19 protein-coding genes and 1 pseudogene are annotated in these 21196 nt (G+C 40.1%); 6 read left to right on the top strand and 14 right to left on the bottom strand.

Annotated features, from left to right (window positions below; genetic code table 11):
- The first annotated feature begins 550 nt into the window (after positions 1-550).
- The 4 genes from KFE17_14105 (at position 551) to KFE17_14090 (ending at position 5710) form a co-directional block, all read left to right on the top strand.
- Entirely contained in the window at positions 551-763 is a 213-nt protein-coding gene (locus KFE17_14105; protein ID QUO31925.1) for a hypothetical protein, read from the top strand.
- A gap of 139 nt (positions 764-902) precedes the next feature.
- Positions 903-2531 (top strand): recombinase family protein, encoded by a 1629-nt coding sequence (locus KFE17_14100; protein QUO31924.1) that lies wholly within the window; start codon positions 903-905, stop codon positions 2529-2531.
- Positions 2532-4184 (top strand): recombinase family protein, encoded by a 1653-nt coding sequence (locus tag KFE17_14095; GenBank protein QUO31923.1) that lies wholly within the window; start codon positions 2532-2534, stop codon positions 4182-4184. It begins immediately after the preceding gene.
- The gene (locus tag KFE17_14090; GenBank protein QUO31922.1) at positions 4169-5710 is read left to right on the top strand and encodes a recombinase family protein; all 1542 of its coding nucleotides are present in this window, start codon (positions 4169-4171) and stop codon (positions 5708-5710) included. The genes KFE17_14095 and KFE17_14090 overlap by 16 nt, the downstream gene beginning before the upstream one ends.
- Positions 5711-5801: 91 nt before the next feature.
- Here the strand turns inward: KFE17_14090 and KFE17_14085 are convergent.
- Positions 5802-6725, bottom strand: a pseudogene (locus KFE17_14085) (site-specific integrase).
- 14 nt (positions 6726-6739) lie between these two features.
- Positions 6740-6928, bottom strand: coding sequence for a DNA-binding protein (locus KFE17_14080; GenBank protein ID QUO31921.1), 189 nt, complete (start codon positions 6926-6928; stop codon positions 6740-6742).
- A gap of 175 nt (positions 6929-7103) precedes the next feature.
- On the opposite strand from KFE17_14080, the gene KFE17_14075 reads away from it, so the two are divergent.
- The gene (locus tag KFE17_14075; GenBank protein QUO31920.1) at positions 7104-7535 is read left to right on the top strand and encodes a helix-turn-helix transcriptional regulator; all 432 of its coding nucleotides are present in this window, start codon (positions 7104-7106) and stop codon (positions 7533-7535) included.
- A 562-nt stretch (positions 7536-8097) separates the two neighbouring features.
- On the opposite strand, the gene KFE17_14070 is transcribed toward KFE17_14075, so the two are convergent.
- The 12 genes from KFE17_14070 to KFE17_14015 all read right to left on the bottom strand — a co-directional run bounded on the left by KFE17_14070 (position 8098) and on the right by KFE17_14015 (position 20357).
- Entirely contained in the window at positions 8098-9066 is a 969-nt protein-coding gene (locus KFE17_14070) for an Abi family protein (protein QUO31919.1), read from the bottom strand.
- Between the two features lie 361 nt (positions 9067-9427).
- Positions 9428-10303 carry an ABC transporter ATP-binding protein gene (locus KFE17_14065; protein QUO31918.1) on the bottom strand — a complete coding sequence of 292 codons (876 nt, stop codon included), beginning with the start codon at positions 10301-10303 and terminating at the stop codon, positions 9428-9430.
- 4 nt (positions 10304-10307) lie between these two features.
- A complete protein-coding gene (locus KFE17_14060; protein QUO31917.1) occupies positions 10308-10967 on the bottom strand; it encodes a hypothetical protein in 660 nt (219 codons plus the stop codon).
- A complete protein-coding gene (locus KFE17_14055; GenBank protein QUO31916.1) occupies positions 10968-12032 on the bottom strand; it encodes an ABC transporter permease subunit in 1065 nt (354 codons plus the stop codon). It abuts the gene before it with no gap.
- Between the two features lie 81 nt (positions 12033-12113).
- Positions 12114-13295, bottom strand: a complete 1182-nt coding sequence (locus KFE17_14050) for a HAMP domain-containing histidine kinase (protein ID QUO31915.1) — start codon at positions 13293-13295, stop codon at positions 12114-12116.
- On the bottom strand, positions 13283-13957 hold the full coding sequence (locus KFE17_14045) for a response regulator transcription factor (protein QUO31914.1): 675 nt from the start codon (positions 13955-13957) through the stop codon (positions 13283-13285). Before KFE17_14045 ends, KFE17_14050 begins: the two co-directional genes overlap by 13 nt.
- A gap of 256 nt (positions 13958-14213) precedes the next feature.
- Positions 14214-15968 carry an IS1182 family transposase gene (locus tag KFE17_14040; GenBank protein QUO33731.1) on the bottom strand — a complete coding sequence of 585 codons (1755 nt, stop codon included), beginning with the start codon at positions 15966-15968 and terminating at the stop codon, positions 14214-14216.
- A 207-nt stretch (positions 15969-16175) separates the two neighbouring features.
- Positions 16176-17606: a MobA/MobL family protein gene (locus KFE17_14035; protein QUO31913.1), complete on the bottom strand. Its 1431-nt coding sequence runs from the start codon at positions 17604-17606 to the stop codon at positions 16176-16178.
- 205 nt (positions 17607-17811) lie between these two features.
- Entirely contained in the window at positions 17812-17997 is a 186-nt protein-coding gene (locus KFE17_14030; GenBank protein ID QUO33730.1) for a hypothetical protein, read from the bottom strand.
- A gap of 221 nt (positions 17998-18218) precedes the next feature.
- On the bottom strand, positions 18219-19523 hold the full coding sequence (locus KFE17_14025) for a DNA primase (GenBank protein QUO33729.1): 1305 nt from the start codon (positions 19521-19523) through the stop codon (positions 18219-18221).
- Positions 19513-20166, bottom strand: a complete 654-nt coding sequence (locus tag KFE17_14020; protein ID QUO31912.1) for a DNA primase — start codon at positions 20164-20166, stop codon at positions 19513-19515. Before KFE17_14020 ends, KFE17_14025 begins: the two co-directional genes overlap by 11 nt.
- Positions 20163-20357, bottom strand: coding sequence for an ICEBs1 excisionase (locus tag KFE17_14015; protein QUO31911.1), 195 nt, complete (start codon positions 20355-20357; stop codon positions 20163-20165). The genes KFE17_14020 and KFE17_14015 overlap by 4 nt, the downstream gene beginning before the upstream one ends.
- A 214-nt stretch (positions 20358-20571) precedes the next feature.
- Between KFE17_14015 and KFE17_14010 the strand changes: the two genes are divergently transcribed.
- Positions 20572-21156, top strand: coding sequence for a helix-turn-helix transcriptional regulator (locus KFE17_14010; protein ID QUO31910.1), 585 nt, complete (start codon positions 20572-20574; stop codon positions 21154-21156).
- Positions 21157-21196 lie beyond the last annotated feature (40 nt).

Below are 21196 nucleotides of genomic sequence, written 5' to 3'. Positions count from 1 at the left end.
ATATTCGGCAGACAAGTCCAATGGGTGCGGCCATACAGCACATGCTCTGGTCCACCCCAACTATAAAATGTCATAATGGCCGTGCCCTCGTTGCACTTTGACAACCGAATATACGTTGCTATGGGTACGTCATTCTGTGTTCCGAGCGGCAAATGGAGCGGCGCAAAGACAGGCAGCCAGGGAGGTGATGAATCCGGCTGTCCGAGCGATCCACGCAATCCATTGACCCGGCTGTGGCAGGCCGGGCGCGACGACGGCGCAGATCATAATGGTACTTTTTCACAATCTCTCACGGACTTGAAGGGAAGTCCCTGCGGTGTGCGCTTGCTCTGGCAAAGCGGCGGCATCTGCGGGGCTATGATGCGGTAAAGCTGGCCGCAGCCTATGGCAACCCCGCTTTGTGTAGACAGAGCTGCCGGGGGGCGTGGCAAATACGGCAAGCAAAATCGAAATCAGATACAATGGGCCGGACCTGTTTCTATTTATAGGGCGGGTCCGGCTTATTCATGTGGTTTTGATAGACCAGTAATTTCAGGAAGGAGTTGGTATTATGGAGAATATTACTGCTGGCGGAAGCGGTTCATTGGTAGACATTCGGGATGTCACCGTGGATAAGGAGCTTCCCCGCGAGGAACGAATCACTGAATTTGTGCGCCAGATCAAAAACCCTTACCGTTTTAAGTGCGGACGTTTTACCGTCCGGGCCAGCTTTGCCCCTGGCGGTGCCACCCTGGAGGAATGTATCAAGGGTATTTTACGGTGAAGCAAAATTTCTTCCAGAAAAGGGCTGACTTTCCCGTAAGAGCGTGGTACAATAAGAGTCGGAAAAGGAATTGAATACGGCATAACCACACTTCTTGAATTGCGGGGATTTTTCTGCGCAACGAAAGGAGTGTTTTTTTATGCAGGTTTATAAAGCTATTAAGTATATCCGTCTTTCCTATACGGATGACAAGTCGGTGGAAAGTGACAGCGTTGCCAATCAGCGGCGGCTCATTGATGATTTCATTGCCCGGCACCCGGAGATTGAGGTTGTGGCAGAAAAGATTGACGACGGTTACAGCGGTGTCCTCTTTGACCGTCCAGCATTTCAGGAAATGATGCGGATGATCGAACAGGGCGAGGCTAACTGTGTCATTGTAAAAGACCTTTCCCGCCTGGGGCGTGAGTACATAGAGACGGGCCGTTATATGCGTCGGGTATTTCCGGCCTACGGCGTCCGTTTTATCGCCATCAATGACAATGTAGACACGGAAAATGACGCTGCAGATGATCTCACCGTATCGGTAAAAAACATTATGAACGAGGCATACTGCCGGGATATTTCCGTAAAGACCCGGAGTGCCCTGGATGTGAAACGACGCAGCGGTGATTTTGTTGGAGCTTTTACTATTTACGGTTATGTAAAAACTGGCGACAAGCATAAGAGTTTGGAAGTTGACGAGTATGCAGCGGGTGTGGTACGGGATATTTTCAGAAAGCGTCTGGAAGGATTCAGTGCTTCCCATATTGCTGATGAACTGAACCGCATGGGTATTCTCTCTCCGCTGGCTTATAAGAGGAATCACGGGATGCCCCATGCCAAAGGCGGCTATACGGACCGTAAGGATTGTAAATGGTCTGCCACTACCATCATCCGCATTTTGAAGGACGAAACCTATACCGGGACACTGGTGCAGGGAAAACAGACAACGCCCCACTTCAAATTGAAGGAGCGTGAGGATAAGCCTTCATCCGAGTGGATTCGTGTAGAGGGCACCCATGAGGCGATTATCCAGAAACACGATTTTGACCTGATTCAGCGACTTCGCCGGATTGACACCCGGACCTCTCCTAAATCGGATAAGGTATATCTGTTCTCCGGTATTTTGATCTGTGGATGCTGCGGCTGCCGCATGACCCGTAAGACAAACCGCTACAAAGACAAGGAATACCACTACTACTATTGCCCTACGGGCAAAAAGAATGGCTGCGCTTCCTCTGTGATGCTGAAAGAGGACGACTTGATCGAGTGTGTGCAGGACAGCTTAAAGGGCCATATTGAAAATGTGGCTTCTCTGGATTCGCTGTTGTCCAGTATCAGTCAGGAACGGATCAACCGGGAACTGGCCCAGGAATACGCCGGACAGATCAGAGCCAATGAAAAACAGTTGGCACAGATTGAGGGTTTCAAGACGAAGCTCTATGAAAATCTGGTGAGCGGGATTCTTACCAAAGAAGAATATCTATCCTACAAGCGGAAATACAATGCGGACATTGAATTGCTGCAAAAGGCAGTTGCGGAATGGGAGGAACGGCTGACAGATGTATTGGAAAACCGCAGCGAGCGGAACCGCTGGATCAATCACTTCATGCAGTTTTCCACGATGGAGGAAATTGACCGCCGCGCAGTCATGCAGCTTATCCGCAGTATTCGCGTGATTAGCAAGGACGAGCTGCATATTGAATTTAATTATCAGGACGAATACAAAAAAGCGGTTGCCCTGGCAGAGCAGATCGTAGAACAGGCCGCGGAAAGGAAGGTGGGTTAAATGGCAAGAAAGAGCAGAAAAGAAACAGTAATCACGGCTGAGCCAGTACCATCTTTATATGTTCATGTAGCACTGTATATCCGGCTTTCCGTGGAGGATAACAAGAAACGGGGATGTTCGGTGGAAAACCAAAAGCTGGTCCTGAATGATTTTCTTGCTGATAAACCGGATTTTGTCGTCTATGATACCTATATCGACAACGGCATGACGGGCACGAATTTCCATCGTCCGGGCTTTCAACAGATGCTTTCGGATATTGAGGCAGGCTATATCAACTGTGTGATTGTTAAGGACCTATCCCGCCTGGGGCGTAATTCCATTGATACCGGCTATTATATCGAACAGTATTTCTACACGCACAATGTCCGTTTTATTGCGGTTACAGATCAGTTTGATACGGCAGACCCCGGCAATCTTCACGGAGGCATTATGCTTCCGCTGAAAAACATGATAAATGAAGCCTATTCGCTGGATATTGGCCGGAAGATCAAGGCCCAGGCAAGGCAGGCCATGAAAGACGGTGACTATATTGGCGCACGGGCTCCATACGGCTACCGGAAAGACCCGGAGAACTGTCATAAACTGCTGATTGACGAGGCCGCCGCTCCTGTTGTGCAGCAGATTTTCCAGTGGGCTTATGAGCGTGTAGCGTTAAACCGTATTGTGCGTAATCTGAATGAAATGGGGATTCCTGCCCCAAGCCATTATAAAAAGACTACCGGTGAAATTACCAGCCCTGGGCTGATCGGGAGCGGGAAATGGCAGACCCGTACTGTAATGAAGATACTGGAAAGTGAGGTTTATACCGGTGATCTGGTACAGGGCAAGACCAAAATTGTAGACCACCAGCAGGTACAGGCCGGAGACGATAATCTGATCGTTGCAAGGCATACCCATGAGCCTATTATCAGCCATGCGGTTTTTGAGGCGGTACAGGACTATCGGAAACAGGTCTGCGAGCAAAGCAAGGCTGTGCCAAAAAAACCATATACCCCCAATATCTTTAAGGGAAAGGTATTCTGTGCGGATTGCGGCAGGAGTCTCCACCGGCAGCGGGCGGAGCGCAAAAAAGGGCCGGATATTTACTGGTTTCATTGCCTTACCAACAGCCGGGTAGAAAAAGATAGCTGCAAGGGTGTGATGATACAGGAAACGGAGCTGATCGCTACGGTCACATCTGTTTTGGAGAAAGAGCTGACGGTTGCCCTGGGAATGTCTCTCCCCCTCTTTCAGTTGGAGGCAAGGCAAAAACAGGAAAAGGATAAACTCAGGGGCCAGATGTCATCCAAACGGCAGGAAATTGAAAAGAAACGCCGGTTGATCCGCGGCCTATATGAGAACTTTGTACAGGGTGTTTTGACAAGCGAGGAATACTTTGAACTGAAAGCGGATTATGAGGAATCCATCAATACACTGTCCGGTGAGATCACCGAGCTTGAAAGGGATATGGATGCTCTCGACGAACAGTTTGTACGCTACCGGACTATGGAAAAGGATGCAAAGTCACTGGCAAAGGATCACCTGCTTACGGCAGAACTGATTGACCGGCTGATTGAGCGGATCGAGATAGACCACAAACGGGATATTCATGTGACCTTCCGCTTTAAGAGTGAATTTCAGGGAAAGGAAGTGGAGTCATGCGCAAATATGTAATTGCCCTTTATATTCGGTTATCCGTGGAGGATATTAAGACAGAAAGTTTGAGTATTCCGAACCAGCGCCTTATCCTGCGGGAAAAAGCCATGTCGCTGCCGGAATGGGATAATGGCGAGGTTTTGGAGTTTGTCGATAATGGCCATACGGGTACGAATTTTGAACGTCCCGCAGTGCAGGAGCTTTTGACGATGGTGCAGGCAGGAAGTATCGACTGTATCATTGTCAAAGACCTATCCCGGTTTGGACGCAACAGCATTGAGACCGGTTATTTCATCGAGCGGGTGTTTCCGCTCTATCACACCCGGTTTATCTCTGTCAGCGACGATTTTGACACCGTCAATTTCAAAGGAGATACCGGAGGGATTGATGTTGCCTTTAAGTATCTTATCAGCGAGTGCTACAGCCGTGATATGTCCATGAAAACAAAAAGCGCCAAATATGCGAAGATGCGCCGGGGCGAGTACCAGAGCGTTATCTGTCCTTACGGCTACCGCAAAAGCGCAGACGGGCGTATGGAGCCGGACGAAAATGTTGCGGGAAATGTCCGTCTGATATTTGAATGGGCGGCTGAAGGCAATACCGCAGCAGAGATCACCCGCAAGTTGTACGCCCTCCATATTCCCACGCCTGGAGAGTATCGGAGGGATAACGGAAAAGACCATTATAATGTGTCAAGGACACACGGCGTATGGAGCAGTTCAACAGTCCTGCGGATGCTGGAGGATCAGCGGTATATCGGCACCTACATAATCGGCAAACGCAAGGTGCAGGAAATCGGCAGCCGCTGCATGAAGCTCAAAGATGAAAGCGAGTGGTTCAAAATCCCCGACCATCATTCCGCGATTGTCAGCAAGGAATTGTTTGAGCAGGCCAATACTTCTATTAAGCGTTTTTCCCTCCCCAATAAAAAAAGGCGTGACTATCTGCTTCGGGGAAAGGTGTTTTGTGGATGCTGCGATCATGCTATGTCACTCAGAAATGGAGCATGGTTTTATTGCCGTCATTCCGAAGTGTCAGAAAGTTTTCCCTGTCATGGCGTGCGGGTAAAGATGGCTGATCTGGAGCAGGTAGTCTTTGAGACGATCCGGGCGCAGATGTGTCCGGCGTTGGGAATCGACGGCAGTAAAGATAAGCTGGATTTACAGACGGTCCAGCAGGCCGAGCATGAAGATAAGTTGCGGGCTATACAGGACAGCAAACGGCAGCTTTATGAACGGTATGCGCTTGGCGAGATCGATCTGGAAACCTACCGGTCACAGAAAGCAGTATATGACGCGGAACTGGTACAGGCCAAGAATGTCCATGCCGCTATCACAGCGCAGACCAAACAGATACAGAGTGATTATGAGGCGAGGCTGAAACAGCGGGAAATTGTTCAGGAAGTAGGCAGCACCGATGTCCTGACGCAATCGCTGATAGACCGGCTTATCAACAGGGTATATGTTTTTCCTGGGGATCGGATTGAGATAGAATATGTTACGCAGGACTTTTTAGGAACGGAGAAATCTGGAAAGGAAGCATGAGCCATGAATACCGTATGGAACAGCTACGGGCAGCTATTGCAGCTGCCCGAAAAAACTTCAAAAAAGATGCAAATTTTTTTGTCGTGGGCTTGACATACGGGTGTCTCAGATCATGGATACGAATTCTCTTCACGCCTGATAACTTCACTCCCCGATCCATTTCGTGATGAAGATAACTTTTTGAAATTTGAAAAATCCTGTCATTTTCATCCAATCCATACAGCATACTTAAGTACGATTCTAATTCCTCACTTAAAAACTCCGGCATGGTAATCATGCGATTACTCTTTGCAGTCTTAGGATCCGTAATAATATCCTTCCCCCCTAATCTTTGATAAGATTTATTGATCCGGATCGTACACGCCTGAAAATCAAAATCTGCCGGTGTCAGCGCTAACAACTCTCCCATACGCACTCCACACCAATATAAGATTTCAAATGCATAAAAGGAAATTGGCTTATCCGCCACCGCTTCAATGAACTTCATATACTCTTCTTTTGTCCAGAAAAGCATTTCTTTTGTTCTTTCTTTTCCCATAGATCCTGCCTTACGTGCAGGATTGCTCTTCAAATCATAGAAATTAACCGCATGATTCAAAATCGCACTCAGCTGATTATGGATGGTCTTTAGGTAGACCTGCGAATAGCCTTCTCCTTGTTTATTCCGATAGTTCATCATGGTGTTCTGCCACTGTCGAATATCGGAAGGTTTTATTTCCTGCAACTTCTTTTTCGAAAAATATGGGAGAATCTTTTTTTCTACAATATGCTTTTTCGTCAGCCAGGTATTATATTTGATTCTGGATTTGATATCATTCAGATAAAGATCTACAAAATCTTCAAAATACATATCCAGACTCAAATTCTCCTTTAATTTAAACGCTCTTTCCCATTCCTGAGCATCACATTTGCGTTTAAATCCCCTTTTCGTCTTCTGCTTTCTTACGCCAGTCCAGTCCTTATAATAGGTTCTTACCTCGTAAGTATTTGACTTTTGGTTTTTGATTACTGTCAAAACATCACCTCCTGCTATTTCATTTCGTTCATACCGTAAACTCGTTCTTCAAAATATTTACGGCTGATTTTTCCTTTGACAACAACGAAACCTTTTTGCTCCAATTCCGCATTTAACTGACGGATCAAACGATACGCATAGGAATCAGATACTTCTAATTCTTTCGCTACTTCTTTTGCTGATATAAATAATTTACTAGCCATCTATATCCCTCCTTTCTTTTTCAGTTCATTATCGAACGGTGTATATGCATCATAACATTTCATTTCCGTACTGTCAATAGAATGATTTCAAAAATGAACGGTTTATTTTTATATTTCATTTTTGAACTGTTTATGCTATACTTTTAAGTAACAATCAGCAAAGGAGTGTTTTCTTATGACAGTAGGTGAGAAAATAAGAAAATTCCGGATCGATCAAGGATATACACAGAAAGAATTGGCAATCATGTCCGGGTTGAGCGAATCGGCAATTAGAAATTATGAACTTGGGAATCGTTTTCCATCATCAGAACAATTAGAAAAAATAGCAAACTCATTAAAGATCAGTCCATACGCCATGTCTGATCCAAACTTTGATACTTATGTTAGTGTCATGCACGCATTATTTGCTTTAGAGGATCAATATGGTCTGCACGCCTACCGAGATGAGTCCGGCGTACCACAACTCATGTTTAAAGACAAAGGACATGATTCTTTAAATATGCTGGATCATATTGGAACATGGGCTGATATGTACCAGAAATTCAGAAATGAAGAGATTACAGAAAAAGAATATTTAGACTGGAAGAGTCAATTCCCAGCTAAATAAGAAGAAATTATTTACAATAATATTAAAAAAGTATTGTCATTTGATTGTCAACGGACATAGAAAGAGCCAAGAAAGCCCGTAAAATAGGCATTTCTTGGCTCTAATATATTATTCAAATTCGTCTTTTACATTCGTACAAACGCTTATAAAGTGTATTATTAATTCGTTTTACGTGTGTTTTATGATTGGTTATCCGCATAATCCGCTTCGTCTGTAATGTTTTTGTAGCCAAAATGTAGCCACTAATTTTATTCACCTCAATGCAATCTATTGAGTGGCACCAGATTTTATACAACACAAAATGAATTTTTTCTAGTGGTTTGCATGTTAGTTCTCAACTGAATTTAATGTTTAGAGAACTGGGAGCGCTTGATTTTACTGGATTCTTAGAATGTAGTATTGCAAACACGTTACAAACGCAGAGCTTCTCATTACTCCGAAGAACACCTCAATAAATGAAAAAGGAACCCGACGCATCAGGTTCCCTTAGGTGTAGTCCGAGGACATCCACCGCAATTCTTATATATAGTATACATCTTCTCTTCCAAATATGCAAGTCTTTCTACGATTTACTAATAAATTTTTGAAGAGTATTTATATTACTTCTATGTTGAGTTCCCAGTATTTGATTGCACACACTAATAGGCAATTCACTTCTCAGATATTCAGTTTGTTGTTGATATGCGGCAACAAACTGTTTGCATGAAGTTTTTGTTTCTCCCATTTTCCTCAAAAAATATGTAATCATAATTACATACGCATCCATATAATTAAAATTAAGATTGGAAATCCCCACTTCTTTTTCAAGTAAATCAACTAATCTTTTATCTATTTTCCCTGTCTTAAATCTCGTATCAAAAATCACATTATTATGTGCAACCGCATTTCTCAAATCTTTTATGGTAAAAATAAAAAACTTTGTTATAAAACCATCTGAATCTAGATTTGTAGGCAATTTCATGATTTTGGAAACATATAGTTTAACGTTTGTCGAAGCACAATCAAACAGTGTTCCAAACTCACCCAATGTCAATGTTTCAAATATTGCCCAAATAGGAATTGCTCTATCATTGTTAAAAAAATGTGAAACAACACTTCGCTTTGTATAGTCACGTACAAGTGCGCTATTAATTTTCCCTTTAAGATTCATTCTCTTTATATATTCTTCTTTATACCGCCTACTCCCTGATCCATGATTTCGATATGAAACCAACGAACGATTAAAAATAACATCAAAATTTTCTGATTTACTATCTGTTATAAGTGCCTCTATAACATAGCTTTTCAACGCATTTTCTATGAACATGACTTTAGGATACAAAACCGTTTTCAACTGCATATCATATTTATTCAACGCTATAACTTCATTAAGAGACGAAAATTTAATACGATTTCTATCCTCTCTTACAAATCTATATCCTTTAAACCCATGATAATACCCTATATTTCGAAGAGACTGTGTCTGCGAACTTTTAACGCTAATATGATGCTTATTCCTCAAATATTTCATCAATTGGTAAATTGATAGCATTTTCTCTCTTGCCTCCAATGATTCAAATGAATTACATGTTTACATTATAACATCTCCACTCAAAAAACCAATACTTTTTCATAACAAAAACTCCCCAGAACCAAAATCCTGAGGAGTCAAAAAATCTTTTTGAAATTATACGTTCCGAAAATGTATGATTAACGTTTAGACAACGGAGAACGCTTGATTTTACCGGATTCTTGGAATGTGGTGTTGCAAACACGTTACAAACGCAAGGTTTCTCATTACTCCTCCCACACCTCGGAATTATAAAGGAAGGAGATGGCACAAAATATTTATTTCCTTCTTTGATCTTCTTTCACAATTTTATTCCCATCTTATAATTTAATATGAAAACTCTCTACTCGTATTGATTCGTCACATAAATATAAGCATCTTCCAACGTTGCAGGAACTAACACGCACTCTAATTCTGGCTGTATTTCAGAAATCACTCTTAACTGCAATCCCCCCTCAACGTACTGTTTTGATGTAATACGATACTTCTGTTCCACTTCTCTTGCTTTTCTCTCATCAGGTACTTTACAAATCCATATCTTTCCCTGTACTTCTTCTGTCAAATTCTTCATAGAACCCGCATATAAGAAACTACCTTTGTGCATAATCGCAAGTTGGTTACAGGTAGCAGCCAAATCTTCCACCACATGAGTTGAAAACAAAACCGTTCTGTTTTCAGAAAAATCTACTAACAAGTTGCGGATGCGAATACGTTCCTCTGGATCTAAACCGGTAGTCGGCTCATCCACAATTAAAAATTCCGGTTCATTTAAAAGCGCCTGCACCAATCCTACCCGTCGTTTCATGCCGCCTGACAACTGTTTCATTTTCTTTTTCCGGTGTTCTGCAAGACTGGTCTTTTTCAAATAATATTCTATTCGTTTCTTGCACTCTGCTTTTGGAACACCTGCCAAATCACCCATATACTCTAAACACTCCTGAACAGTCAAATTAGGATAAAGTTCAATTTCCTGTGGCAGATACCCTATTTTTCTCTGAATTTTTTCATAGTTTCCTTCACTATATAAAATCCCGTCCAATGTGACCGTTCCACTTGTAGGCTTAAGTACAGTAGTTAAAACCCTCATCAAAGTTGTCTTTCCTGCTCCATTTTCTCCCAATAATCCGAAAATTCCATTCGGTATATTTAAATTCGCATGATTGATTGCTGTCACACCATTTTTAAATCTTACTGTTAAATCCTCAATATGAATACTCATAAACTTACCCTCTCTTTCTAACTATTTTCGGCAATACTACCAATAAAATCAATCCAATACCAATACACAAAGCTTTCCCTTGCAGCCATGTAACATCAGCAGTATTTTCTATATCTCTAAAAGCATAGGAAAACAGATTCCATGCCCCAAAAAATATATCTCCTCCCGTGGAATTTGTTGCTACCCATATCAGAAGGCAGCTTCCAATCCCCATCCACATATTGCGAAAAAGCATAGACAATGTATTGACCAATATTCCCCAAAAGAAAATGGTTACTACAATCGCTAAAAAATAGGTAATAAACTGAAGTATTTCACTTTCCGTTGCCGGATGTGTAACTGGTTTTTGAAACACAAAAAACAATCCGTAACCTAAAACAGCAAGCAGTAATAAAAAAACTTCCTGTATCATTATTCGCTGCATGATGGAGCAAATTCTCTTTCTTATTGGATACAGCCTATGGATTTCTGATCGCTTGCTTGTAATTTCCTGCACATAAGTGTCCGCACAAAAAACAGCAGTCAATATAGCAAAAGGTGTCTCAATGGAAAGTCCTATTTCATTTGTGAATACAACCCCACGTATCAAGCTTAAAATCACAACAAAAGATACTGCATAAGCAATCTTATAAAACGGCAGAACAATCTTCATTTCCTTCTTCATTTACATCCGCCTCCTCTTCCAAATCTGTATTGAAATCAGAATAATCACTACAGATGCTAAAATAAGTAGACTCTGATTTAAAAATGCCATTGGTGGCGGTGTCGTATCGAAAAGCTGATCAGGGAATCGAACCATAATCGCAAAAGGTCTTCCCCAATATCCATAAACTCCTTCCGCATTTCTTCCGCCCATATTGGAATATACCATGTAAAGAATCAGAAGCGGCACTCCCGGAAGTGGATTTTTAAATATGAGTGAAATCAATGTATATACACTTACAATCATCAGCATATTGGGAAGTATATAAAGTACAGTAGAAACTATAAAATCCCAGAACCGCACTTCAAACCCACTGTCTTTTGTATAAATAACACACAATGCCCAAAATAATAGATTTATAATAGTCAGAGCAATCAAACAAATTGCAAATCCTGCGCTTACTTTTCCCAATACATACTTTCCGGCAGTGATCGGTTTCGTGTGAAGCAATTCATAAGTATGCTTTTTCGTATCCTGTAAAAACAGAACCGCTAACATAATTGTTGCAAAAAAACACATAAACAACCCTGCAAAATCAGCAAATTTTCTTGAGTAATAAAAAGAAAACGCCTTATTTTTCATTTTTTCGTTCAGATATGTGTTGATTTCTTCTGGAGTTCCTTTGTAATAGGCACTATCTTCGTACATATATCTTGCACTATACCAATCATATTTTTCCTCCAGATATACGAATGCTTCTTCTAACTCCATATCAACAAGTTTGCTCATTACGGATTGTGCCTCTAGATCAGACATTTCTAGTTCATCAATTAGTGCTTGTTTTATCTGTCCACTCCATATTTCTCGATGTTTTTCAGGATTCGCAGGAATATATCCTTCATAAACATCTCCTAAGCGAACTGTATCAGGATAATCATTGACAATTTTCTCGCCTTGCCCTAAATAATGTGTGGTTAAATATGGACTTGTCGTATTAAACACACCATAAATCACAAGCAGAATACCTACCCAAAATAACGGTCGCTTTAGATAATTCTTAATCTCTCTTTTAAAAATAGCAATCATACGTTTGCCTCCTTTCCTTGTTATAGACATAATAAAATATAAATCACAACAAAAAGACAACAGCATAAAAAATCGGACTGCTTATGCAATCCGATGAAATACTGCTGTTATTACAGCGCCACTCTGTTTTTCATTTTCTATTAGTAACTGTCCGCCATGCTTTTCACAATACAATCTACTGATATACATGCCCATTCCTGAATGTTTCAAACTGTCTTTCACATTTTGCTGATAAAAAAGCTCTGTTGCCTTTTGCTTGTCTACTGTAAAACCCACTCCATCATCCTTTACTCTGATTTGTAATTCAGAACAAGTAAGGAGAACTTCCATTTCCACTTTTGTTTTAGCATAACGAAAGGCATTTGACAAAAGGTTTTCTATAACTTCTAAAATCACTTCCTTATCTCCCGAAAATTTTTCTGCTGTTTCCACACATTCTAATTCGCATCTCTTTCCAAATTTTTTCTCAAACACATTCAACTCTGCCTGTATATCTATTTCTAACTGCATACTTGTAATTTCTTCTACCACTAACTCCCTTGTATCTAAACTGCTCATCTTCCTCATTGTTTCTACGAATGTATCCATGCGTTCAATCTGTTTTTTACTCTCATTTACCATACCTAAGGCTTGATCCATATCTATCTCTTCTTCAGGAAGATATTCTGAAAGCATTTCCTGATACCCCGCCAGTACAGATAGCGGTGAACGGATATCATGTGCAATCGCTGCTCGCAAAGCCTTTTCTTCCTCAATTATTTTCCATAATTGATGGTTATTTTCTGCAAGCTGCTCCTTCATCCGTTCAAATTCTTTGCACAATCTTCCCATTTCATCTTTATTTTCATAGGTAATATGAAAATCCAAATTGTTTCGACCAACTTGTTGTGATGCCAGTTCTAATTCTTCAATGGGATTTTTTAATTTATGTTTATAAAAAAGAAACACTGCTATGATATTGCCTGCCACAGACACAATAAGTACTGTAAATGTCTGAAGGAAATCGCATACCTCTGATATATGATAATCAACTTTCTTCATCTCGTAAGAATTCGGTCTCGGAACATCTGTCAAATACTTTCTACCCTCACCTTCTGCCATTTCAAAATACTTTTCTTGATCTACGTATTTCCACCAAATGTCATCTTGTATAGTGGCTGCTGTTCGCATAATCAATGCTGAAAGATAAAAACTAACTATCAAACTAACTATCATATATAAGACAATGGTTTTTCTTAACGAAAGATTTTTTATTTTCTCCATTTATATCCCATCCCCCATATCGTTTCGATATATTCATGTTCTGTATATCGTTTTATTTTATTACGAATTCTGCGGATTAGTTCAGTCACTACTCGACTATCTCCTTCTGTGTCATATCCACTAATCTTTTCATAAATACGTTCTTTATCAAAAACCATTTCCGGATTCATGGACAAAAATTCTATAATCTGATACTCTAATTTTGTAAACTCTAACTCTTCTCCTTTTATCTGCACAAGTTTTCTAGCATAATCAATTATCAAATCTCCATAAAATCGTTGTTCTGTTTTCCTATGTATACGTTCCTCTCGTTTTAGGTGAGCAATTATTCTGGCATCTAACTCTTTCAAACTAAATGGTTTCGTTACATAATCATCACCACCGGACAACAATCCCATTACTCGATCCTGTTCTTCTACTTTTGCAGTCAAAAAAATAATCGGACAGGAAACCATATCTCTGATTCTTCTGCACACTTCAATTCCATCCATGCCCGGCATATTTACATCCAATAAAATAATATCAGGATTTGCACTTATCTTTTCCATTGCTTCTATGCCATTTTCTGCAATAAGCACTGTATAATTCTTCAATGTAAAGTATTGATTCAACATTTTTAGCAATTCTATATCATCATCAACCATTAAAATTTTATAGTTCATAAATTCCACCTCTGGCTCTAATGTTATCTTTTCCTTATAGTATATCTTATAAAAAACAACAAATAAACAACAACTGCCAAAAAGGGGCTGTCGGTTAATACCGATTTTTAGGCTCTAAATCTCAAAATACGAATCTCCTTTAGAAATCAGTGTTTTTCGCACCTGATCTTCTATGAGAGATTCGTATTTTGTCTTTTTCGTATGTATTTTTGGGCACAAAAACCCCTCAACCTGCATATTTAAACGTACACATTTTCTAAGCAACTGTTTCTTCGATTTTTTTCTCAAATTTTTGGATTTTTTCATGAAGAAAACGATGGTATTTATTTATATTTCTTCCAATCGCATACAGCATGAATTCTTTATATACTTTTTCGGATGTCCGGTAATTGAATCGGCGGAAACTGTCATTTTCTTTAATGTCTCCAAAATGTCCCTCTGTCTGGATGGAACGAATCTGACGATTTAAGATCCCTTTCTCACTCTGGATGTTTTTATGGGATTCTTCTTTCAAAGATTCCCATTGTTCGTTGATCTTCATCACTTTATTTTTCTCTCTATCTTTTTCGGCATCATATTTATAGAGACATTTTGCTTTATGTTCACAACCACTGCAGTCTGCACATCCATACACTTCAAAGGTTTGTGTATAACCAGTCTGTGCTTTTGTTTCTGTTCGGATATGATGCAATTCTCTTCCGTCATGGCAAATATAATACAACTCATCTTCAAATATCTGCGTTTTCATGTTGTAATATTTTCCGATTTCTTCTGTATACGCACGTGTTTTCCGTTTTTCATGATCCTGCAGCTTGATATAGCTGGAGATTTTATGTTCTTTTAAGTACAGTAGGTTTCTTTCGCTGCAATACCCGCTATCTGCTGTCACTTCCTCAAGAATATCCCCAAATGCTTTTTGATGTTTTTCCAAAACCGGAATCAACGTATTATAATCTGTCCGATCATTGCTGACATAAGTCTGGACAATGAAATAATTCTCTACTGCAATCTGAACATTATATGCCGCTTTTAATTGCCCGTTCAGCATATGATCCTCTTTCATCCGCATAAAAGTAGCTTCCAGATCTGTTTTGGAATAACTGTTTCTGTCTGTTCCCATGATCTCAAAACACTCTTTATATCCCATAAGACGTTCACCACAGGCTTCCAATTCTTCGTAAAGCTGCTGGATTTCCGATTTTCTTTTTCCTTTTCCATAAACAAATGTAATCTGTTCCTGTTCTGCTATCTGTATCAGATTTTTTTGGAGCTTCAGTATCTCCAACGGAGAACAATTGTCAATCTCTATGATTGTATTATTGGATAACTTTTTATGTTTTGTCAGTTTTCTTTTTCGGTTCTTTTCAATGACATCCCGTACTTTCTCCATTCCTTCGATCACGAATATATGTGCATGGGGAATGTCATATTTGATGCCATACTCATTTTCATCAATCAAAACGTTATACTTTTGATACAATAAATCAATAGTATCCAGTAGTCCTGCAAGATGATAATTGATTGTTCCTCTCCAGACAAACGTATAACGGTTCGCATTGGCTTCTATTTTTGTACCGTCAATAAAAAGATTTTTTAGTGTGATGAATCCTTCTTTTTGCAGGCGACGAAGAAACTGATAATTCAGCTCATCCAGTACATCAGCGGTCAGTTTCTTATTCTTGAAGTCATAAAAAGCATCCCGTTTCGGCTTCTGACCTTTCGTAAGCCAGATAAAGGCGAGATCTCTTTCACATAATTCTACAATACGGTCAACAGCTCTTATCCCACGCATGTTTGCGTAAGTAACTACAGCATACATCATGATTGGGTTGTACCCGGTTCTTCCCTTATCAGAACAATTGGCTAATAAGCCAGAAAAATCTAACTCCTCCATCACTTTTTTCAGGGTATAGACTGGATCGTCGTCTGGTAAACACAATTCGAAGAAACTGAAGTTAATTTTCTGTTGCCCTAATTCAAAAAAATCGTTATAATAGTCTTTGTTTAGCATAGTTCCATTATAACATGGAACGGAGAAAATGATGGTTGTCGTTAGCCATCTTTTTCTCTTTTTATGGAAAAGTTTCAGGGGCAGGTTTGACTCATACAAGTCAAATCTGCCCCTGTTTGGAACTATCATTTCCCGACAGCCCCCTCTTTTATTACGCAATATTTCTTTATTTAAAATCTATCTATTTCAATAAATTATCCACTTTTCTTATCGTTCTCTATCCATAGATTTTTTCTTGACTGATCGTTTCGGCTGCTGTCTGCCTTCCTGCTGATAGCGGTGTAGCTTTTCCAGTACACTTGCTTTTTTCGGCTGTTCTAACGGTTTCTCTTTCTTCTGTTCCGTCTGATTTTTCCATGCCCTTAGTTCTTCATTGTATTCTATAACCAGTTCTTCTGCCTTGTTATAAACCTTCTGAAAGGCTTGCACATTGGGATAGCCTTCACGTTTTACTATCTGTTCCAAACTCTTGTGCAGACGCTTTTCCAAATCCTCTAACAGTTCAATTCGCCCTTCCAGAGATTTTCGCTCTTTGCCTTTAAATAACCCTCGTAACTCTGACAGTTGCTTTTTCAAAGAAGAAATATCCTGCTGTGTGCGTTTTATCTCCATTGACTGTCTCTGCAATTCATACATGAGCTTCTGCATATCTTTCCACTCCTGCAAGTCAATCTTTGGTACAGGTTTCGGCGGTAGTTTAAATTTAAAAATTACTTCCTGCAAAAAGTCTTTCGCACCTCGGATAATCTGACGGAACATATCCGGCAGCCAACCATGTGTCCTGATAGATTGCAGCGTTTTTTCTGTGATTTTTTCCTGCTTGATCTTCAAAATATCTTCTTCAGGAACTCCCTCAACCAATGCCACATCAACTGTCCGATTCCATTCCTGCCTTGCCGCATTGTCTGCCTTTATCTCCTCTGCTTTCGGATTGTTCTTTCCTATTTTCTTGGTTGCCAGATATACGCCGCCCTGTTGAAATACGGACAGTTTTTCTGATTCCTCTTTTACATATCGGTTGATCGTATCGGTAAACAGTTCCTTGACTTCTTTGGTAAAGGCGTTGTTCTTAAACCATTCATCCTTTTTTGTGAAGATATGGCTTTCATAAACTTCCCCTTTGGGGATAATACTGCACCCCGCCCGAAGATTGCCCTGCTCGTCCAAAACCTCTTTCTTTGTGCGTCTATGCTTTCCCTGCTCATCATAAAACATATTTCGGGTAGCAATCTTTACTTCGGGTTGTTCCAACATTTTCCGTTCACTAAATACCAGATGAATATGATAATTCGTCTTTGCCTTGTTGTGATGAAGGGCAGCACTGCATTCCACACCGTATCTTTTATGAAAAGTCTCTGTAAAAAGTCTTACCACATCATCTGCCCTATACTGAACAAAACTTTCGGGAAGTGCTATGATAAACTCACGCCCCTCGATACATTTCCCTGCCGATCCGCTCGCCTTAAAGTCCAACTGATTTTCTCTTGCAAGATTTTTCCAAAACTCCGGTGTTGCCCCTTCTGTCTGGTAGGTCGCATAGAGATATTCCTGTCGTTTCGGATTGGAGATATAATCAATCCTTCCTGCCACATCGGACAGCTTACTTTGTCTGATAAATGAATGTCTGCCTATAAGCATCCTCCTTCCCCAGCTCTCGCCAACTTTACTGTGAGTAGGTGCATAGGCACCTGTTTACGAACTGATTGCCGTATCCGGCATAAGCCTCGCAGAGCGAAATACACAGAGTATAAACCATAGGTTTGTGCGATGGGTGTATTTCGCTCTCAATCGCCGAGGGCTATTTTTATATTACATAATCTGATTATTGCTCAGACTTGAGATTTCATTTATGGGCGTATCCGCCCTTTTGATCTGCCCGTATTCGGGCTGCTTTTTCTATGACTGACAGCGGATTACCTACGGTACTTTCTTCCCATCCAGCAAGCCATATCAAGGTTCTTTCCTCTGCTTTTGTCAGTTCTACGCCTGCCAGTACCTTGTTCATTTTTTGTATCTGTCTGCCCTCCATCTCATAAAAAATCATTCACATTTCTGCTTTCTATTTCCGGCTGCTTTAACATCTGCAACACTCCCTTCTGCTAAAAAATAAAATAAATTCAAAAATCACACGTATAAGCGTATAAACGTATCTTCCATACTTTTCAGAAACCTGTAATCCCTTGATTTTCCTGAAGATATACGCTTATACGCTTCTTTGGAAAATTCTTTTTTATCTGTTTTTCATCCGTATCAACGATAGCTGTCTATGCGTATCTGCGTATGGATTCCCTGAAATCCTCTGGCATTTTTCCCATTGTCTGAGGGAATATTCGTCGAATAATGAATGTGATATTTCTTTTCATTTTCTTTTAAGTACCCCGAAAAACTTTTTGCACTCATAGGTTTTTCTGTATTGTCTTCACACCAGCGGCAGTATGCCTGATATAAATTTTTAGAAGTTGCTGTTGTATTTTCTTCCAAACGGATATACCCCGATGACTGCATAAAAGCGATAATATTATTTCCAGATTCCATAGCTTCGTGTAGATTTTTCTTTGCACGTTCGCTGATGGTAAAGCGGTAATTGTTTTTCAATAATCGTTTCAATCCCTCCAGACACCAAAGGAAAATATCGTCTGCTTCTCTTTGCAGTTTCTCAATCAGATAGGGATCATCTACTCTGTCTGGCGGCACATCTTTGACCGTAAGGATAATCTGTCTGCGGTAAAATCCATAGGAACGGTCATGCAAGGCACTGAGATTTCCGTTTCCAAAGCAGAGAAATCTGACATATAAATTCCCCTGTACGCTCTGCTTTGACTTCCGTTCCAAATCCATCTTATCCTCCAAAGTGACTATGGTTTTAATATAGTTGGTGTCTTTCAAGGCTTCCAGTTTCATATCATCATCCACCATCAAAAGCCTGTATTCCAAATCTGCCCTTGCAAAACGGTTATGCTCTACCTTTTGAATATTGCTTACATTCATATTCGTTCCGAGAATTTTTCTCATCACCAGACCGATACGGGATTTTCCCTCCCCGCCTTTTCCTAAGATAATCAATAACTTCTGTGCCTTGTTTGATGGGATTAAACAATATCCCATATATTCCTGCAATGTAGAAATATCATCTTCCTCCAACAGTTCCGAAAGAAATTGTAACCACCGTTCTGGCTTTGTTTCTTTCATTTCATAATTTACAGGCAAGCGGTTCAGGCAGAACTCCTTATTTTCTGTAAAATCTCCATTCAGAAAATAAGTCCCATTATTCACATGGATACGATCCATCTGCACCGGAAGTTCCTCTGAATAGGCTTCCAGTTTTAGAACCTCCAAAAGCTGTTTTACTTTCTTGGAAATTCCTTTGGTAAGAACCGGCTTTACCATTCTGTAAATTTCTTTTTCCACTTCGCTGTCCGGCAACATTCCGTCATAGCTGAAAAAGATACCGTTGATACATTTCAATGGCATTCTTTGCAGGAAATTTTCACAAAATGCCACCTCATCAATCTGCCCATCCTCAAACCATTCCTGAGAGTACGGCTTAGAGTTCAGTTTCCTCTGATCCAATGCTTCTTCCAGTCTGTTCCTTGTTGTTTCGTCTATATCTTTCCATTCGTTCTTCAATTCTTTTCACATCCTTCCCACTATCCAGTAAAAATTCAATCCTGTCCTGTAACTCCCCAAACACCAGTAAATCCAGATAGTAATTTATCTTTTCTGTCTGCTGACAGGCTTCTATAAATTCTGCTTTCCATTCTTCCTCTGGCATTTTTGGTGCGTATCTTATTTTCCATTCTTCCAGCAGATGAAGATAATCCGATAAAATGCAGATACTTTCCCGTTCCCATTCTTCAAATTTCTTTTCGGTCTGGTACAATGTTCTTTTCAGTTTTTCTTTCTTCTTACTGGTATTCCTTTTCTTTGCGTTATCTGTAAAAATAGGTATCTGAAAATCTTCTGCCAGTTTCTTTGCTGCTTCCAATGGTGCAAGATGAAAGAAATCTGCCACAAATGTGATCACATCCCCCTTCGAACCACAGGCGAAACAGCAAAATCCTTTGTCTACTTTCATACTGGGATGCCTGTCATCATGAAAGGGGCAACAGACCATCCCGTTTTTATTAACTTTTAATCCGTACTGTTCGGCTGCCTGCCTTGCAGTTACGTTTTCTTTTACTGTCTGAAAGATATTCATTCCATTTTCATCTCACAGCCATAATATTTTTTCTGAAAATACCTGACTGGAACTTTCCCCTTGATGATGTTATATCCGGCATTTTCCAGTTCCTCATTCATTATCCGCACAATCTCATAGGCTTTGCTTCTCCCAACCCCGAGAATCTCCATAATGTCATTTGCGGTAATATAAGATACATTAATCTGCATACAATCTCCTCCTTTTTCTGCTTTCTATCTATCCAAAGTGCTATTAAAGTACGCTTTTATCTCATATTTATTATTTAATACGTTTTTAATATGCACTTTTAGTTCGCATTTATATCATACGTTTCTTTTTCGTATTTGTCAACATATATTTTCAATATTACGCACTTGCAATTCGTTTTATTTCGTGTTATATTATCCATGAGGTGAATAAAAAATGAACGAAATGGAAGTTTCAACAATAGGAGAACGGATTAAAACACTCCGAAAAAAAAGAGGGTACAACCAGAAAGATTTAGCAAACCTTCTTGGAAAATCTCTCCGTACCATCCAAAAATATGAAAGTGGGGAAATTGAAGTATCAATCGCAATGGTCAATGAATTGGCTAAAGTGCTCGATACTACTTCTACCTATCTTCTCGGACATCAGACAGGGGATTTCAAATTTGACTGTCTCTCTGATGTTATGGAATGTTTGTTTCAACTGGAAAAAATCAGCGGACTGCACTTTTCCATAGAAACCAAAAGACCGCCCCACCATGATGGCTGGCAATGTTCCATTACTTTTGACGGAAAAGACAAATCTGCCGAACAGAATGCAGATATGTGCCTGTTCCTCGAAGAATGGGAAAACAACAGGGAATCTTTCCAGCAGTATTGCATGGCTAAAGATGCCTATGAAGATTGGAAAGATAAAACTCTTGCCTACTATGCTTCACAGGGTGTAGAGATGAAAGAACCGGAAAATCTCGATACTGAAGAACGGTTAAAAAGAAGGAATGCTCTTTTTTCTGGCAAATAGACCTACATAAGATGAGTTGAAAGCTCTTATGAAAGGAATG

The sequence above is a fragment of the Faecalicatena sp. Marseille-Q4148 genome (assembly GCA_018228665.1).
GTDB lineage: Bacteria > Bacillota > Clostridia > Lachnospirales > Lachnospiraceae > UBA9414.
Note: the sequence above shows the minus strand (reverse complement) of the source record. Positions and strands in the feature narration are given on the sequence as shown.

Excerpts from the sequence above, each read along its gene's own strand:
- KFE17_14105 (QUO31925.1), top strand. The coding sequence starts at position 551 with ATGGAGAATATTACTGCTGGCGGAAGCGGTTCATTGGTAGACATTCGG.
- KFE17_14100 (QUO31924.1), top strand. The coding sequence starts at position 903 with ATGCAGGTTTATAAAGCTATTAAGTATATCCGTCTTTCCTATACGGAT.
- KFE17_14095 (QUO31923.1), top strand. The coding sequence starts at position 2,532 with ATGGCAAGAAAGAGCAGAAAAGAAACAGTAATCACGGCTGAGCCAGTA.
- KFE17_14090 (QUO31922.1), top strand. The coding sequence starts at position 4,169 with ATGCGCAAATATGTAATTGCCCTTTATATTCGGTTATCCGTGGAGGAT.
- KFE17_14080 (QUO31921.1), bottom strand. The coding sequence starts at position 6,928 with ATGGCTAGTAAATTATTTATATCAGCAAAAGAAGTAGCGAAAGAATTA.
- KFE17_14075 (QUO31920.1), top strand. The coding sequence starts at position 7,104 with ATGACAGTAGGTGAGAAAATAAGAAAATTCCGGATCGATCAAGGATAT.
- KFE17_14070 (QUO31919.1), bottom strand. The coding sequence starts at position 9,066 with ATGCTATCAATTTACCAATTGATGAAATATTTGAGGAATAAGCATCAT.
- KFE17_14065 (QUO31918.1), bottom strand. The coding sequence starts at position 10,303 with ATGAGTATTCATATTGAGGATTTAACAGTAAGATTTAAAAATGGTGTG.
- KFE17_14060 (QUO31917.1), bottom strand. The coding sequence starts at position 10,967 with ATGAAGAAGGAAATGAAGATTGTTCTGCCGTTTTATAAGATTGCTTAT.
- KFE17_14055 (QUO31916.1), bottom strand. The coding sequence starts at position 12,032 with ATGATTGCTATTTTTAAAAGAGAGATTAAGAATTATCTAAAGCGACCG.
- KFE17_14050 (QUO31915.1), bottom strand. The coding sequence starts at position 13,295 with ATGGAGAAAATAAAAAATCTTTCGTTAAGAAAAACCATTGTCTTATAT.
- KFE17_14045 (QUO31914.1), bottom strand. The coding sequence starts at position 13,957 with ATGAACTATAAAATTTTAATGGTTGATGATGATATAGAATTGCTAAAA.
- KFE17_14040 (QUO33731.1), bottom strand. The coding sequence starts at position 15,968 with ATGCTAAACAAAGACTATTATAACGATTTTTTTGAATTAGGGCAACAG.
- KFE17_14035 (QUO31913.1), bottom strand. The coding sequence starts at position 17,606 with ATGCTTATAGGCAGACATTCATTTATCAGACAAAGTAAGCTGTCCGAT.
- KFE17_14030 (QUO33730.1), bottom strand. The coding sequence starts at position 17,997 with ATGGAGGGCAGACAGATACAAAAAATGAACAAGGTACTGGCAGGCGTA.
- KFE17_14020 (QUO31912.1), bottom strand. The coding sequence starts at position 20,166 with ATGAATATCTTTCAGACAGTAAAAGAAAACGTAACTGCAAGGCAGGCA.
- KFE17_14015 (QUO31911.1), bottom strand. The coding sequence starts at position 20,357 with ATGCAGATTAATGTATCTTATATTACCGCAAATGACATTATGGAGATT.
- KFE17_14010 (QUO31910.1), top strand. The coding sequence starts at position 20,572 with ATGAACGAAATGGAAGTTTCAACAATAGGAGAACGGATTAAAACACTC.